General features: G+C 63.9%; 14 protein-coding genes. 12 read left to right on the forward strand and 2 right to left on the reverse strand.

Annotated elements, in window-relative coordinates; all coding sequences use genetic code 11:
• Window positions 1-96 precede the first annotated feature (96 nt).
• From E5X34_RS27885 to E5X34_RS27920, 8 genes are all read left to right on the forward strand, one after another.
• Window positions 97-888 (forward strand): 2OG-Fe(II) oxygenase, encoded by a 792-nt coding sequence (locus E5X34_RS27885; RefSeq protein ID WP_292571582.1) that lies wholly within the window; start codon window positions 97-99, stop codon window positions 886-888.
• A gap of 117 nt (window positions 889-1005) precedes the next feature.
• On the forward strand, window positions 1006-1695 hold the full coding sequence (locus E5X34_RS27890) for a GntR family transcriptional regulator (RefSeq protein ID WP_292571585.1): 690 nt from the start codon (window positions 1006-1008) through the stop codon (window positions 1693-1695).
• 15 nt (window positions 1696-1710) lie between these two features.
• Window positions 1711-2814, forward strand: a complete 1104-nt coding sequence (locus E5X34_RS27895; RefSeq protein ID WP_292571588.1) for a mandelate racemase/muconate lactonizing enzyme family protein — start codon at window positions 1711-1713, stop codon at window positions 2812-2814.
• 1 nt (window position 2815) lies between these two features.
• On the forward strand, window positions 2816-4000 hold the full coding sequence (locus tag E5X34_RS27900) for a mandelate racemase/muconate lactonizing enzyme family protein (RefSeq protein ID WP_292571591.1): 1185 nt from the start codon (window positions 2816-2818) through the stop codon (window positions 3998-4000).
• A 241-nt stretch (window positions 4001-4241) separates the two neighbouring features.
• Entirely contained in the window at window positions 4242-5906 is a 1665-nt protein-coding gene (locus tag E5X34_RS27905; protein ID WP_292571595.1) for an ABC transporter substrate-binding protein, read from the forward strand.
• A 70-nt stretch (window positions 5907-5976) separates the two neighbouring features.
• Complete coding sequence (locus E5X34_RS27910; RefSeq protein ID WP_292571656.1) at window positions 5977-6930, forward strand: ABC transporter permease; 954 nt, start codon at window positions 5977-5979, stop codon at window positions 6928-6930.
• Window positions 6927-7808 (forward strand): ABC transporter permease, encoded by an 882-nt coding sequence (locus E5X34_RS27915; RefSeq protein WP_292571598.1) that lies wholly within the window; start codon window positions 6927-6929, stop codon window positions 7806-7808. The genes E5X34_RS27910 and E5X34_RS27915 overlap by 4 nt, the downstream gene beginning before the upstream one ends.
• On the forward strand, window positions 7801-9834 hold the full coding sequence (locus E5X34_RS27920; protein WP_292571601.1) for an ABC transporter ATP-binding protein: 2034 nt from the start codon (window positions 7801-7803) through the stop codon (window positions 9832-9834). The genes E5X34_RS27915 and E5X34_RS27920 overlap by 8 nt, the downstream gene beginning before the upstream one ends.
• Here the strand turns inward: E5X34_RS27920 and E5X34_RS27925 are convergent, their stop codons facing one another.
• Entirely contained in the window at window positions 9835-10743 is a 909-nt protein-coding gene (locus tag E5X34_RS27925; protein WP_292571604.1) for a LysR family transcriptional regulator, read from the reverse strand. It abuts the gene before it with no gap.
• Window positions 10744-10872: 129 nt separating this feature from the next.
• On the opposite strand from E5X34_RS27925, the gene E5X34_RS27930 reads away from it, so the two are divergent.
• From E5X34_RS27930 to E5X34_RS27940, 3 genes are all read left to right on the forward strand, one after another.
• Entirely contained in the window at window positions 10873-12531 is a 1659-nt protein-coding gene (locus tag E5X34_RS27930) for an ABC transporter substrate-binding protein (RefSeq protein ID WP_292571607.1), read from the forward strand.
• 2 nt (window positions 12532-12533) lie between these two features.
• Entirely contained in the window at window positions 12534-13424 is an 891-nt protein-coding gene (locus E5X34_RS27935) for a DUF427 domain-containing protein (protein WP_366664920.1), read from the forward strand.
• Between the two features lie 85 nt (window positions 13425-13509).
• Window positions 13510-14274: an SDR family oxidoreductase gene (locus tag E5X34_RS27940; protein ID WP_292571613.1), complete on the forward strand. Its 765-nt coding sequence runs from the start codon at window positions 13510-13512 to the stop codon at window positions 14272-14274.
• 68 nt (window positions 14275-14342) lie between these two features.
• Here the strand turns inward: E5X34_RS27940 and E5X34_RS27945 are convergent, their stop codons facing one another.
• On the reverse strand, window positions 14343-15701 hold the full coding sequence (locus tag E5X34_RS27945; RefSeq protein WP_127875542.1) for an NAD(P)/FAD-dependent oxidoreductase: 1359 nt from the start codon (window positions 15699-15701) through the stop codon (window positions 14343-14345).
• 306 nt (window positions 15702-16007) lie between these two features.
• Here E5X34_RS27945 and E5X34_RS27950 point away from each other — a divergent pair, with 306 nt between their 5' ends.
• Window positions 16008-16730 (forward strand): XRE family transcriptional regulator, encoded by a 723-nt coding sequence (locus E5X34_RS27950; protein ID WP_292571617.1) that lies wholly within the window; start codon window positions 16008-16010, stop codon window positions 16728-16730.
• Window positions 16731-16798 lie beyond the last annotated feature (68 nt).

Consider the following 16798-nt stretch of genomic DNA (forward strand, 5'->3'; position numbering starts at 1 on the left):
ATCCTCGAAAGATTTTCTTAGCAGAGCCTAACAATTTTCTGCGTTGCGGCAAAGTTTTCCTTGCGGTGTAGTGATCTCAGATTTTTGGAGGACGCTATGATCGAAACCATTCTCGACCTGGACCGCTACCCACTGAATCGCGAAGGCAGTGCCGAATGGCAGCGGCTGGTCGACGAGTCGAAAGCCGGGCTAGCGGCAAACGGCATGTTCAATCTCGATGGGTTCCTGCGCCCCGGCGTTGCCGAAAAGGCGGTCGCGGAAATACGGCCGGTGATGGACACCCGCTCGCATGTCCACAGGCGCATGCACAACATCTACTTCAAGCCATCGATCCCGGAGCTGGCGCCCGACCATCCGGCGCTGCGCAAGGTCGAGACGATCAGCCATACGGTCTGCGCCGACCAGATTCCCGGCAGCACCGTTCTTTCGATCTATGAATACGAGCCGCTGCTGCAATTCCTGGCGGCAACGATGGACAAGCCGCAATTGCATGTCATGCAGGATCCGCTGGCCCGTGCCAACGTCATGGGCTACCGCGCCGGCGAAGCGCTCAACTGGCATTTCGACCGCTCGGAATTCACCACGACGCTTTTGCTGCAGGCGCCCGAGCGCGGCGGCGACTTCGAGTACCGCACCGACCTGCGCACGGACAGCGACCCGAACTATGACGGGGTCGCCAAGCTGCTCGAGGGGCGCGACCCGGAAGCAAAGATCCTACGCATCAAGGCCGGCACGCTGAACGTCTTCCGCGGCAAGAACACCGCGCATCGCGTCACCACGGTCGAGGGCAATCGCGAGCGCATGATCGCGGTGTTCTCCTACTACGAACGTCCCGGCGTGATGTTCACCGACGAGGAGCGGATCGGCTTCTACGGACGAGCGGCTTGAGACTCGCAAGAGGAATTTCGGAACAGTCTCCATAACCGCTGATCCCCGTCAAAAAGCGCTTGTTAGATTGTCGACAATCTGCTTGTCTTGCAGAAATTCATTCCCGGGGGTCGACCTATGGCAAAGCTGGATTTCGGTCCGATCGCGGATACGACGCGCAGGGCGGAGATCGTCGCCCTGCTCAGGCGCGCCATCCTCACCGGACAGCTGGAACCGGGGCAGAAGCTCAACGAGCTGAGGATTTCGGAGCAGATGCGAGTGAGCCGCGCGCCGCTGCGCGAGGCCATGCGCGAGCTGGTGCAGGAAGGCATCCTGACCAGCATCCCCTATGCCGGAACCTTCGTCATCGACGTCACCGCCAAGGACATCATCGACGCCTATTCGCTCAACAAGGTGCTCGATGAATTCGCCATCGAACTCGCCTGGCCGCAACGCGACCCGCGCTTCTTCGACGAGCTGGACCGCCGCCACGAGGCGGTGAAGCAGGCGACGCGGGCGGTGGACACCACGCGCCAGATCGAGACGGCGCTGCAGCTGCATGGGCTCATCTATGAATGGGCCGACAATTCGGTGCTGCTCGAGACCTGGCAGCGGCTGACCAGCCGGCTGCAGATGTATTTCGCCCTGCATCAGCGGGCGCGCAACGAGCCGGTGCCGGCCGAGGATGTGCACGAAACCTATGTGGCCCTGCTCAAAGGCACCGACATGCGCGCCGCCCAGCGCCATGCGCGCGAGCATATCGACCTCGATTTCGAGGAGCTTCTCGCCTATGCGCGCGGCCTCGAAAAGCGCCCATCGAAAAACTGACAAACGGACAGCAAAGTGAAGATCGAGAGCATCAAGGCCTATCATGTCGTCCAGCCCTTCGTGGATGGGCCTTACCGCATGTCCAAGGGACGCGTCGCCGACTGTTTCGATGCGGTGATCGTCGCCATCACCTCCGACAGCGGTGTGACCGGCTGGGGCGAGATGGCGCCGCTCGGCAATTTCTATTCGGCCGCCTTCCCGGCGGGAGCGCGCGCGGGCGTGCCGGAAATCGCGCCGCATCTCATCGGCCAGGATCCGCGCGGGCTTGCCGGCATCGGCCGGCTGATGGACACGGTGTTCAACGGCCACCCTTACATCAAGTCGGCGCTCGACATGGCGTGCTGGGATCTCGCCGCTCGCGCGGCCGACGTGCCGCTGGTGACCATGCTCGGCGGCCGCGAGAGCGATATGGCGGAGACCTACCGGGTCGTCACCCACGGCACGCTCGACCAGATGGCCGCACTCGCCAAGCGGATCATTTCCGAGGGCTGCCGCCGCCTGCAGGTCAAGGTCGGCGGCAATGTGCATGACGACATCGAGCGGGTGACGACTGTTGCCTCGGCGGTGCCCAAGGGCACGGTGATCTTCTGCGACGCCAATGCCGGCTGGACGCCCTACCAGGCGCGCCAGTTCGCCGACGCCACGCGAGGCATCGACTACACGTTCGAGCAGCCCTGCACGACGCTGGATGAGAACATGTCGGTGCGCCGCATGCTCGACAAGCCGATGGTGCTGGATGAATCGGTCACCTCGCTCGGCGAGATGCTGGAAATCCATCGCCGGGGTGCCGCCGACGGGCTGACGTTGAAGATCTCGCGGCTAGGCGGCGTGACGCAGACAAGGCTGATCCGCGACGTCGCCGTGGACCTTGGCTTCATGATCACCGTGGAAGACACAGGCGGCGCCGAGATCGACACCGCCGCCATGGCGCATCTGTCGCTGTCGACGCCGGCAGAGCGCCGGCTGCATGCCATCGCCTTCCACGAATGGGTCACGGTGCGCACGGCAAAAAACGCGCCACCGGTGACCGGCAGCCATATGGGCATTCCCGACGGCCTCGGCCTCGGCATCGACGTGGATCCGGGCCTGCTCGGCGAACCCTTCTTCGAGATCGGCTGACATGAAGATCAGGCGCGTCAAGGCAACACCGATCAACTACCGACTGGAGGCCCCTTATGTCTGGGTCTTCGGCGAGCTCGACGGCTTCTCGCCGACCATCGTCGAGGTCGAGACCGAGGACGGGCTCACCGGCATCGGCGAGGCGCCGACACCGGGTGCGGCGGCCGTCATCAACGACGTGCTGGCGCCGAGGCTTGTTGGCCGTGACGCCTTCGACATCGCCGGGGCGGAGGAAGTCTGCCTGCCCTTCTGGAGCGGCGTGCAGTCGATCAACGACCGCACCCGCATCATGGCCTTCGGCGCCATCGAGATGGCGCTGTGGGACCTGCGCGGCAAGGCGTGGAAGCAGCCGCTTTACCAATTGCTCGGCGGCGCGGTGCGCAAAGACATCCCGTTCACCGACTATTTCTCGCTGCGCCGCGACGGCGCCAGGGTCAAGGGCGAGAGGACGCCGGAGGAAGTCGCCGACTATTGCGTCGAGCTCCACGAGCGCCACGGCACGACCTTCTTCGAAGGCAAGTTCTCGACGCATGATCCGAAGATTTCGATGAAGATGGTCGAGCTGATCCGCAGGAAGCTCGGCGACAAAGCAATGATCCGCATCGACTCCAACCAGGCCTATTCGCTGGCCAGCGCGAGGCAATTGGCGCGGCCGCTGGAGGAGCTCGGCGTGCGCAACTGGGAGGACCCGGTCGCGACCATCGAGGAGATGCGCGAATTGCGCCGTCACACCTCAATCCCATTCTCGACCCACAACATCGACATCGCGCGCGCCATGGAGTTGAAGGTCCCGGATGCCTTCGTCGGCAATCCGACGGCGCATGGCGGCATCAACCGCATGCTGCGCTTCGTCGGCGCCTGCGAGCATGCCGGCATCGACTATTGGTGCTACAGCGGCGACACCGGCATCGGCAGCGCCTGCTACCTGCATCTGTGCGCCGCGCTCGGCTGGATCAGGGAACCCAACCAGTCGCTGTTTCGCATGCAGCCGATGGACATCATCGAGGAAGGCCCGTTCGCGCCGAAGAACAACACCGTGCCGGTGCCGGAAGGCCACGGCCTTGGGGTCACGTTGTCGCAAGAAAGGCTCGCCGCCTGCCATCGCGATTTCGTCGAAAACGGCCCCTGCAACAAATATCACGACCCGGAAAAGCCCGGGACTTACCGCAGATTGCCGCTGAATTAGGAGGATGTCGAAAAACCAGCAGGACTTATCCGGAAACAGGCGGCCACAAGTCGCCTGGCCGACAGACAATCCGTCAAGAAAATCTGACTTTTCCGTCCCAACCAGCGGATGGACCGGTCGGAACCGCATGCTACTGTATATCGACCGATACTGACGAAAGCCGGGAACAGGAGAACTCCACGGCACTCGTCAGCTGGAATGCACCCGCCAACCACAACAATTGGGGAAAGGGCTTAGACCCATGAGCAAGAACTATCGCATTCTCGATCTGCTGCGGCGTGGCCGCACGCCCCTCGAAAACCATCTGATCGACGGCCTTGTCGACGGCCGCATCAGCCGCCGCGAATTCGTCCGCCACGGCAGCCTGCTCGGCCTGTCGCTGCCGCTGCTTGGCCGCATCGGCATGGCGGCCGGCTTCGGCGCGGCACCCTCGCTCGCGCGCGCCGCAGGTGCTGCCGGCGGCACCATCCGCGTCGGCAGCAGCGTGCCGGCGGCGGCGATCGACCCGGTCACCATCGCCGATGCCGGCGGCCTGCTCGTCATGCAGCAAGTGGCCGAATTCCTTTGCGTCGACGGCCCGGACCTGGTGCTGAAGCCGGCGCTGGCGGAAAGCTGGAAGCCGAATGCCGACGGCACGGTGTGGACCTTCACGTTGCGCAAGGGCGTCAAGTTCCATTCGGGCGGCGAGATGAAGGCCGAAGACGTGGTGGCCAGCATCGACCGGCTCGCCGACCCGGCCAACTCGTCCAACGCGCTGTCGGTGTTCACCGGCATCCTGCAGAAGGGCAACACCAAGAAGGTCGACGACTACACGGTCGAATTCCATCTCGATGCGCCGAACGGCAACTTCCCCTACATGGTGTCGTCCGACAACTACAACGCCGTCATCATCCCGGCGAGCTACAAGGGCGACTACGAGAAAAGCTTCGACGGCACCGGTCCGTTCAAGCTGGAGAAGTACACGCCCAAGGTCGGCGCCTCCTTCGTGCGCAACGACGACTACTGGGGCGACAAGGCCCTGCCGGACCGCACCGAGTTCACCTTCTTTACCGACATCCAGCCGCAAATCCTGGCGCTGCAGGGTGGCCAGATCGACATCATTAACCAGATGCCTGTGCTGGCCGGCGTTGCGCTCCTCAACGATCCGAATTTCGAAATCATCAGCCTGAAATCATCCGCGCATCAGCAGTTGCACATGCACTGCGACGAGGGCCCGACGAAGGACGCGCGCGTGCGCCGCGCCATCGCGCTCTGCCTCGACCGCGAGAAGCTCGCCGCCGGCCTGATGAAGGGACGCTCGGCGTTGGGCAATGACAGCCCGTTCGCCGCCGTCTACCCCTCGACCGATACCAGCGTGCCGCAGCGCAAGCAGGATATCGCCCAGGCCAAGCAGCTGATGGAAGCGGCCGGCCTCGCCCAGGGGTTCAAGATGACGCTCACCACAGAGCGCTATCTGGAAATCCCGGAATACGCCCAGCTCATCCAGAACTGGGTGAAGGAAATCGGCATCGAGCTCGAGCTCAACATCCTCGACCAGGGCGCCTATTACGGCGATGCGGTGTTCGGCAAGTCGAACTGGCTGGATTCGGCGATGGGCATCACCGACTACGGCCACCGCGGCGTGCCCAATGTCTATCTGGCGGCTCCTTTGAAGAGCGACGGCACCTGGAATGCCGCCCACTTCAAGAACAAGGACTACGACCAGATGGCGACGAGCTATATCGCGGCCCTCGACCTCGAGGCGCAGAAGGCCACCGCGGGCAAGATCCAGAAGCTGCTGCTGGAGGAAACGCCGGTCGTCTTCGGCTATTTCTACGACTACCTGACGGCGACGGCGAAAGGCGTGACGGGCGTGCAGCCCACCGCCATGTCGCAGTTGTTCCTCGACAAGGCGTCCAAGGCCTGACGAAAGCGAACAAGCTTATCCCTGACAGCCGGCTCTCCACAGAGAGCCGGCTCCAATAGGAGTATTCGCCATCCTCGTCTTCCTCGTCCGGCGCCTGGCCCTGTCGCTCGTCACGCTGTTCCTGCTCAGCGTCATGGTGTTCCTCGGCGGCCAGGTGCTGCCCGGCAATGTCGGGCGCGCCATTCTGGGGCCGTTCGCGGATCAGCGCGCCGTCGATGCGCTCAACCATTCACTCGGCGTCGACCGCCCGCTGCTCGTCCAGTACGGCACCTGGATCTGGAATTTCCTGCATGGCGACATGGGCACGTCCTACATCTTCCGCGCGCCGGTCGCCCCCTTCGTCATCGATGCGTTGGGCAATTCGCTGAAGCTGGCATTGATCGCCTTCGTGCTGGTGGTGCCGATCGGCATCCTGGGCGGCGTCATCGCCGCGCTCAATCTCAACCGGCCGCTCGACCGCATCATCAGCCTCGGCGGCCTGTCGGTCACGGTGCTGCCGGAATTCGTCACCGGCATCATCCTGATCCTGATCTTCGGGGTGTGGCTGCGCTGGCTGCCGATCTCCGCCGCATGGCCGAAAGGCGCCGGCTTCTTCACCCAGATCTATTACCTGATCCTGCCCTCGCTGCCGCTGTTCCTGGTGCTGTTCGGCTACATTGCCCGCATGGCCAGGTCCGGCATGATCGAGGCGCTCGATTCCGACTATACGCGCACCGCCGTGCTGAAGGGCCTGCCCTGGCGAACCGTCATCTGGCGGCATGTGCTGCGCAACGCGCTGTTGCCGACCATCACGGTGATCGCTACCCAGACGGGCTATCTCATCGGCGGCCTGGTGGTGATCGAGACGCTGTTCCGCTACCAGGGCATCGGCTCGCTGATCTTCACCGCCGCGCGCGGCAAGGACTTTCCGATGCTGGAGGCCGGAATCCTTACCATCGGCATCGTCTATGCGGTGGCGACCTTGGTCGCCGACTTCCTCTATTCCGTGCTCAATCCGCGCATCCGGCTGGGAGCAGAGCAATGAGCGCGACCGACACCCCCGTCAGCCTGCCGACGCCCGACACCGCGCAGCGCAGCCCCTGGGGCGAGGTGCTGCATTCGCTCCTGAGATCCCCCACGTTCCTGACCGGCCTGGGCATATTGCTGTTCTGGGTCATCTGCGCGCTGCTCGGCGAACATTTCGTGCCCTACGATCCTCTCGACGCCGACATCATCAACACGCTTGCGCCGCCATCGACCGAACACTGGTTCGGCACCGACCAGCTCGGCCGCGACGTGTTCTCGCGTGTCATCGTCGGCTCCCGCGACATCCTGACAGTGGCGCCGCTGGCGACGATCCTGGCCACCATCGCCGGCACCGCGCTCGGCCTCGTCATCGGCTACTTCCGCGGCATCGTCGACGACATCGTCAGCCGCGTGCTGGAGGCTTTCATGGCGATCCCGGTGGTCATCATCGCGCTGCTCGCCATCGTCGCGCTCGGCACGTCCAAGATCACCGTCATCGTCGTCATTGGTCTCAGCTTCGCGCCGATCATCGCCCGCACGGTGCGCTCGGCCGTGCTTGCCGAACGCGAGCTCGACTATGTCGCCGCGGCAAAGCTGCGCCATGAAGGCGCGCTGCACACGATGTTCGTCGAGATCCTGCCCAACGTCATCCCGCCGATCCTGGTCGAGACGACGGTGCGACTTGGCTACGCCATCTTCGCCGTGGCCACGCTCTCCTTCATGGGCTTCGGCATCCAGCCGCCCTCGCCCGACTGGGGCCTGTCGATCTCCTCCAATTACGGCATGATCGGCGGCGGCTTCTGGTGGACGGTGCTGTTCGATGCCCTGGCCATCGCCTCGCTGGTGATCGGCGTCAATTTGGTGGCCGACGGCATGCATGGAGCGTTCAATGACTGAGCCCAGGCAAGCCGCCAACGCGCTCGAACTGAAGGACCTTTCGGTCGCCTATCGGGTCGGCCGCCGCAACCGCGCGGTGCTGCGCAACGTCAATTTGACCATCAAGGCCGGCGAGGCCTACGGGCTGGTCGGCGAATCCGGCTGCGGCAAATCCACTGTCGCGCTGTCGGTGGTTCGCTACCTGCCGCGCAACGGCTCGATCACTGGCGGCTCGATCGCGCTCGACGGCAAGGATGTGATGAAGCTCGATAGCGAGGCGCTGCGGCGTGCTCGCGCGGACAGCGTGTCGATGGTCTACCAGGATCCCGGCAAGGCGCTGAACCCATCGCTGCGCATCGGCCGCCAGCTGACCGAGATCTTCGAGCTTGCCGGCATCAGCGGACAGGCGGCCGAAGACAAGGCGCTCGCCATGCTGAACCGGGTGCGCATCTCCGATCCGGCAAGCGTCATGCAGCGCTATCCGCATCAGCTTTCCGGCGGCATGCAGCAGCGCGTGGCGATCGCCATGGCGCTGGCCAACGATCCCTCGATGCTGATCCTCGACGAGCCGACGACCGGCCTCGACGCCACGGTGGAAGCCGAGGTGCTCGACCTGATCGGCCAGTTGCGGCGCGAGTTGTCGGCCTCGATCCTGTTCATCAGCCACAACCTCGCCGTCGTGTCCAACATGTGCGACCGCGTCGGCGTGCTTTATGCAGGCATGCTGGTCGAGGAAGGCTCGACCAGGCAAGTCTTCAACGACCCGCGCCATCCCTACACGGTGGCGCTGCTGCGCTGCCTGCCGCGCGGCGGCCAGCGCAAGGACCAGGGCCGGCTTGACACCATCCCCGGCTTCCTGCCCGGCATCGGCGCCGATATCGTCGGCTGCGCCTTCGCCGACCGCTGCGCTTTGGCCACCGAACGCTGCCGTGCCGAGCCGCCGCCGCTCTACGACCTCGGCGACGGCCGGCTGTCGCGCTGCCACTATCACGATCACGCGCAGTCGCTGCCGCGCGCCACGCCCGCCGAGATCGCTGTCGCCCAGCCGAAGCAGGCGCCGCCGGTGCTGCAGGTCGAGGGGCTGAACAAGACCTATGCCAGCCACGGCCGCCCATTGAGGGCGGTGAAGGATGTCTCGGTCAGCCTGAGGCCCGGCGAGACGCTTGGCCTAGTCGGCGAATCCGGCAGCGGCAAGACGACCTTCGCCAGGCTGCTGCTCGGCCTCGTCGCGCCGGACGACGGCGGCTCGATCGAGCTCGAAGGCAAGAAGCTCGCGCCACGGCTTGCCAGCCGCTCGGAGGATCAGGTCAAGGCGGTGCAGATCGTCTTCCAGAATCCGGACTCGGCGCTCAACCGCTCGCATTTGATCCGGCATATATTGAGCCGCGCCTTGAAGCGGCTGGGCGGGCTCAGCGGCAAGACGCTAGACACGCGGCTGGAAGAGCTCGTCCGTTCGGTGCGGCTCACCGACCGTCATCTCGCGGTCAAGCCGCGCCAGCTCTCAGGCGGGCTGAAGCAGCGCGTGGCGATCGCGCGCGCCTTTGCCGGCGATCCGCGCATCGTGGTCTGCGACGAGCCGACCTCGGCGCTCGATGTCTCGGTGCAGGCGGCGATCCTCAATCTTCTGGCCGACCTGCAGACGAGACAGGATGTGAGCTACATCTTCATCTCGCATGACCTCGGCGTGGTGCGCTATCTCTCCGACAAGATCGCCGTCCTCTATCTCGGCCGCATCATGGAGTTCGGGCCATCGGAAGCGGTGTTCTCCGGCCCGCATCATCCCTACACTGAAGCGCTGTTGTCGGCCGTGCCGAAACTCGACCGCACCGAGGGCTCGCGTATCCGCCTCGACGGCGAGATCCCGAGCGCCGCCAACCCGCCTACGGGCTGCGTCTTCCACACCAGATGCCCGCGCAAGATCGGCGCGATCTGCGAGACGCAGGAGCCGGAGCTTTCCGAAGCCGAACCCGGACACACCATCCGCTGCCACATCCCTTATGCGGAATTGGCAAGGCTGCAGAAGCCGAAGGTCGTGGAACCCGCGTGATCAGAACGCCGCCGCGCCTGCCATGCTGAAGGCGCGGTCGCTCTCCGCGAAAGCCTGATCGGAGGACAGGTTCCTGGCGAGTGTACGCAGGCCCGTGAGCGCGACGTCGAGCGCGTCGGAAGAGACAGGGTTCTCCGGATAGGCAAGATAGATCGGCCGCTGGAAGACCGGCGTGTCCTCGACGCGCTTCAGCTCGCCGCGCTCGATATGAGCGCTGACCGCGCTCAGCGGCAGATAGGCAGCGGCCTTCTGCGACAGGACGTGCTGCAAGCCGATGAAGACCAGCCCGGCCGAGATTGCCGGCTTCACCATTCCGGCAAAGGCGCGGTCGTGCTCGACGCGGAACTCCAGTCCCCAGTCCATCAGGATGTAATTGTCGGTCCATGATCCGGGCTGCTCGATGTGCTGGACGAGCACGATCTGGTCGACGGCCAAGGTCTCATAGACGATGCCCGGATGCGGCCTGGGCAGATAGAGGATGCAGATGTCGAGCAGACCCTCGGCCATCTGGTCGATCGCCAGGTCCGGAAAGCTGCCTTCCAGCCTGAGCGCCACATTTGGGCGCTTCGCCCGCATCCAGTCGATCCAGGGCGAGGTGATGCTGTCCCAGAGATAGGCAGGCGCGGTAAGCCTGAGCAGCGTCTCGTAGCCATCGGGAACGGCGATGTCCTGGCGTGACTGCTCCCAGGTGCGGGTGATGGTCGAGGCATGCGGCAGGAACTGCCGGCCGGCCGGCGTCAGCGTGACGCCGTCGCTATCGCGCACGAACAGTTTTCGTCCCAGCTGCTCCTCCAGGCCGCGAATGCGCGCGCTGACGGTCGACTGGGCGAGGTTCAGCCGGTGGGCGGCAACGGTGAAGCTGCCATGCGCCGCGACCTCCAGGAAACTGCGCAGATTTTCGGTGTCCATGGACCCCTGCCCCTTGAGCTGCCGCCATCGAAATCTTCGATGGCCTCGATCAGAAAATATCGCTTTCCGGGCGCGGTCAACAATGGCCTAAATGCCAAAGCCCCCCCGCGACAAACAAGGTATGCCGCCATGCCGAAGCATTCCACGACGATCGAGGCCGCCCGCAAAACCCTCAGCGCAATCGAAAATTCCGCTATCGACGAATTGCTCGCCGGCAGGATCGGCCGGCGCGAATTCCTGCGCCATGGCAGCGTGCTCGGCCTGTCGCTGCCCTTCCTAGGCGGCATCGCTTCGGCTGTCGGCCTCGGCGCTCCGCAAGCGCGCGCCGAAGGCGAGCCTGGCGGCACGGTGCGCGCCGGCATCGCCGTGCCCGGCGGCGCCATCGATCCGGTGACTTTCTACGACAGCGGCAGCTACCAGCTCGCCTTCCAGACGTCCGAGTTCCTGTGTGTGACCCAGCCCGACCTGACGCTGAAGCCGGTTCTGGCTGAAAGCTGGTCGCCCAATGCCGATGGCAGTGTGTGGACCTTCAAGCTGCGCAAGGGCGTGAAATTCCACAATGGCGAGGACTTCAAGGCCGACGACGTCGTGGCGACCTTCGATCGCCTTGCCGATCCGAACGGCCCGTCCAACGCTCTCTCGGTGTTCAAGGGCCTGCTGTCGAAGGGCGGCACGCGCAAGGTCGACGACCACACGGTCGAGTTTCATCTCGACGCACCGAACGGCAGCTTCCCCTATTCGGTGTCGATCGACAATTACAACGCCGTCATCCTGCCGGCGAGCTACAAGGGCGACTACGAGAAGACCTTCGAAGGCACCGGTCCGTTCCGGCTCGAAAGCTACACGCCGAAGGTCGGCGCGACCTTCGTGCGTAATGCCGATTACTGGGGCGAGAAGGCGCTGCCCGACCGGCTGGAGTTCAAGTTCTATGGCGACGTGCAGCCGCGGATACTCGCGCTGCAGGCGGGCGAGGTCGACGTGCTCGACGCCATCCCGCTCGACGTCAGCCAGGTGGTGCTCGGCAATCCCGACATAACGGTGCTGCGCGTGGCGTCCACCGCGCATCGCCAGCTGCATATGCGCTGCGACATGGCGCCGTTCACCGACAAGCGCGTGCGCCAGGCGCTGGCTCTGTGCATCGACCGCTCCAAGCTGGTCGACGGGCTCTGCCGCGGCATGGCGGCGACCGGCAATGACAGCCCGTTCGCGCCGGCCTTCCCGGTCACCGACAAATCGGTTGCGCAGCGAACGCAGGACATCGCCAAGGCCAAGCAACTGATGGAAGCGGCTGGCCTTGCCAGCGGCTTCGACATGACGCTGACGACGCTGCGCTATTCCGACATCCCGGGCTATGCGCAGCTGTTCCAGAACTTCGCCAAGGAGATCGGCGCGCGCATTGCGCTCAACATCGAGGACCAGGACAAATATTACGGCAAGGCGGTGTTCGGCCAGTCGGACTGGCTGGACAGCCCGCTCGGCATCACCGACTACGCGCATCGCAGCGTGCCGAACGTGTTCCTGAAGAGCCCGCTGGTCAGCGACGGCCCGTGGAATGCGGCGCATTTCAAGAACGCGAGCTATGACGGGCTGGTCACCAGCTACCTCAAGGCGCTCGACCTCGATGCCCAGCGCAAGGCCGCTTCCGACATCCAGAAGCTGCTGCTCGACGAGACGCCGGTGATCTTCAGCTATTTCCCGGACCTCTTGGTGCCGGTGCGCAAGACCGTCAGCGGCGTGCCGCCGATCGCCGCCGGCCTGCTGCTCGATCGTGTATCGGTGGCGTCATGACCATGACGGCGCACAAGGGCCCGGCGGCAAACGACGAGAAGAGGACGACGACCATTCGCAAGCCCCATCTGCGCGGCCGCGGGCCGCATTTCCCGATCCTCGATGGCATCGTGCAGTACGAGTTCGAACCGGGCTATGTCGCCTTCACCATGCCCTCGCCCAAGCGGATCAGGGTGCAGGTGGGACCGATGATCGTCGCCGATACCACCAAGGCGCTGGTGTTCCAGGAGAGCGACCATCTGCCGGTCTACTACTTCCCGATGAGCGACGTGCGCGAGGAGTTCCTGCTGCCCAGCCGCACGACGACGGAAGATCCGTTCAAGGGTGTCGCCACGCATTATTCTTTGAACACCGGCATCACGCTGGTCGAGGACGGCGCCTGGCGCTACCTCGATCCCGTCAAGGGCTGTCCGCCGATCCAGGACTACATCTCCTTCTACTGGCCGAAGATGACCCACTGGTTTGAAGAGGACGAGGAAATCTTCGTCCATGCCCGCGACCCGTTCCGACGGGTCGACTGCCTGCCGTCGTCGCGCCGCGTGCAGGTGATCCTCGACGGCGAGCAGGTGGCCGATTCACGGCGCGGCGTGTTCCTGTTCGAGACCGGACATCCGGTGCGTCACTATCTGCCGATCTCTGACACCAGGCTCGATATGTTTTCGCCCAGCCGCTACATCTCGCGCTGCCCCTACAAGGGCATCTCCAACTACTACCATGTGACGACGCCGAAGAAGCGGCACGAGAACCTGGTCTGGTACTATCCCGAGCCGGTGCACGAGGCCGAGCGGATCAAGGGCCTGATCTGCTTCCATCACGAGCTGGTCGACCAGATCCTGGTCGACGGCGTGGAGATCCCGAAGGAAGCGACGGCAGCGTCGGACGGCTATTTCTGAGCCCCGAGGCCTGCGGCCGGCCAGATCAGACCTATTGATCGAGGTGTCATTCAGCGCATACCCTCCCGCAAGCAGGGAGGATGCGATGGATCTTTTCAAACTGGACGGCGGCGTGGCGCTGGTGACGGGCGCCGGCAGCGGCATTGGTCAGGCGATCGCGATCGGGCTTGCCGAGGCCGGCGCCGATGTCGCCTGTTTCGGCCATGCCTCGAACGGCGGGCTGGAGCAGACTGCCGAGAAGATCAAGGCGCTCGGCCGCAAGGCGCTGGTGCTGACAGGCAGCGTGACATCCGAAGCCGACCTGGCCACGGCGATCGATCGGGCCGAAGCCGAACTCGGCGCGCTGACCGTCGCCGTCAACAATGCCGGCATCGCCGGATCGGAAGCGGCCGAGACCATGCCGCTGGAAAAATGGCGCAAGGTCCACGAGGTCAATGTCGCAGGTGTGTTTCTGTCCTGCCAGGCCGAGGCGCGCGTCATGCTTCCCCGGCGCGCGGGCTCGATCATCAACATTGCCTCGATGTCGGGCACCATCGTCAACCGCGGGCTGACGCAAGCGCATTACAATTCCTCAAAAGCCGCCGTCATCCACATGTCGAAGAGTCTCGCGATGGAGTGGGCGGATCGCGGCCTGCGCGTCAACGTCGTCAGCCCGGGTTACACGCTGACGCCGATGAACAAGCGGCCCGAGGTCGCGGAGGAGATAAAGATCTTCAAGCGCGACACGCCGATGGGACGCATGGCGGCACCCGAGGAGATGGTCGGGCCGACCGTGTTCCTGGCCAGCCGCGCGTCCAGCTTCGTGACCGGCCTCGACCTGATCGTCGATGGCGGCTACGTGTGCTGGTAAAACGATGAGGTGCCCTGTGAGGCACCCCATCGATGCTGATTTAAAGAACGCATCGGACGCGCGCGACGCTACTCCGCCGCCACGCCCTTCACCTCAAGATAGCTCTCCATCGAATCGTCCAGCGCCTGCAGCCAGGGCGTATGGTGGACCGGGGCCATGGTGCCGGTCATCAGCGAGCGATAGGCGTTGTCGCGGAACGTCATGATGTTTTCCATCTTGTGGTGCTCCCACTCCATGAAGGTGTGGTTGACCGCCTCGACGTCGAAGCCCGGATAATCGGTCTGGTCCATCAGCTCCTTGGTGTAGTCGCCCTGGAACCAGATCATCTGCTCGGCGTCTTCCAGCGTCTCCTCGCGTGCCCGCCACTTGGCGCTGTGCTCGGCCATCGCCTCTGCCGACGGCAGCTTGATGCGTCCCATGATGACGTCGCGCGCGTACCAGGCCTGCGCGTCGAACATGTTGAAGGTGTAGAACTGGTCCTGCATGCCGATATAGAACAGTTTCGGGTTCTTCTCCCAGACGACGCCTTCATAGAGATCCAGCGGCCACATGCGGTTGGCGGTCTTGAGCTTGAGGTCGTCGGTGAGGAAGGGGAAGGAGTGCAGATAGCCGGTGCACAGGATGATGGCGTCGACATCCTTGGTGGTGCCGTCCTTGAAATGCGCCGTCTTGCCGACGACCTTCTGCAGGAGCGGCACCTCCTTCCAGTTCTCCGGCCATTTGAAGCCCATCGGCTTGGAACGGTAGCTGGAGGTGATCGATTTGGCGCCGTATTTGTAGCATTGCGAACCGATGTCCTCGGCCGAGTAGGAACGCCCGATGATCAGGATGTCCTTGCCCTTGAACTCCATGGCATCGCGGAAATCGTGGCTGTGCAGGATGCGGCCGTTGAAGGTGGAAAAGCCCTCGAAATACGGCACGTTCGGCACGGAGAAATGGCCGGAGGCGACGACGACATTGTCGAACTCTTCCGAATAGGTGACGTCGTTGGTGCGGTCATGCGCGGTGACGGTGAATTTCTTCGTCTCGTCGGAGTAGGTGACCATGCGCACCGGCGTGTTGAACCGCACCCATTTGCGCACCCCGGATTTCTCGACGCGGCCCTTGATGTAGTCCCACAAAACGGCGCGCGGCGGATAGGAGGCGATCGGCCGGCCGAAATGCTCCTCGAAAGTGTAGTCGGCGAATTCGAGGCATTCCTTCGGGCCGTTCGACCACAGATAGCGGTACATCGAGCCATGCACCGGATCGCCATGCTCGTCGAGGCCGGTGCGCCAGGTGTAGTTCCACAGGCCGCCCCAGTCGCTCTGCTTTTCGAAACAGACGATTTCCGGGATCTCGGCGCCCTTGTCGGCGGCCGACTTGAAGGCCCTGAGCTGGGCCAGGCCCGACGGTCCGGCTCCGATGACGGCGACACGAGATTTCATTGCGGGCCTCCTTTTTTGATTTCGACTTTTTTCTTGACGCAATTCCGGGCGGGAAACCGTTCGACACTTTACCTGGAATTGCTCTCACGAAACAAATTTCACTCACAGTGACAGTAATTGGGTCTTCGGTGCTGTCAACAGCCATCTGGGGGCAAGGGCTTTGCGGCAAACGGATTTCGGCGGAAAACGGAAACCGCCATAAAGAATTGCCGCGACATCCGATGGCTTGCCCTTGCGGTTGCGCTCCTGTATCGCCACCGCATATGTTCACCTAGAGTGAAATAAATCCGCGGATTCGGGGGCGACATGCCGAACAAGACTTCTGACACAAAGCCCGCCGCTGCGGCCCCCAAGGACAAGGCGCCGCCGAAACGCGTTTCGGCCGACGGACGCTCGATCCGCACGCCGCTGACCCAAAACCCGCACGCAATCCGCGACACGCGCGAGAAGGTACTCGAAGTGGCGATCGGCCATGAGGTGCGCGCGTTCCGCAAGAAGCTCGGCATCACCGTCGCCGATCTCGCCGCCGCCACCGACATCTCGCTCGGCATGCTGTCGAAGATCGAGAACGGCATCACCTCGCCGTCGCTGACGACATTGCAGGCGCTGTCGCGGGCGCTTGGCGTTCCTGTGACCGCCTTCTTCCGGCGCTTCGAGGAAGAGCACAGCGCCGTCTTCGTCAAGGCCGGCGAAGGCGTCGATGTCGAGCGGCGCGGCACGCGCGCCGGCCATCAGTACAATCTGCTCGGACATATCGGCGCCAACACCAGCGGCGTCGTGGTCGAGCCTTATCTCATCACGCTGACCGAGAATTCGGATGTGTTCCCGACCTTCCAGCATGCGGGCATGGAGTTCCTCTACATGCTCGAAGGTGAGGTGGTTTACCGGCACGGCAACAATCTCTATCCGATGAAGCCGGGCGACAGCCTGTTCTTCGACGCCGACGCGCCGCACGGACCGGAAGAGCTGACGCAACTGCCGATGCGGTATTTGTCGATCATCTGCTATCCGCAGAACAGCGCGGGGTGAGCCACCTGGTTCCTCGCCCCAAGATAGTGGGGAGAGGTGGCTCGGCGAAGCCGAGACGGAGAGGGGAG

This window comes from Mesorhizobium sp., from assembly GCF_004963255.1.
Classification (GTDB): Bacteria; Pseudomonadota; Alphaproteobacteria; order Rhizobiales; family Rhizobiaceae; genus Mesorhizobium.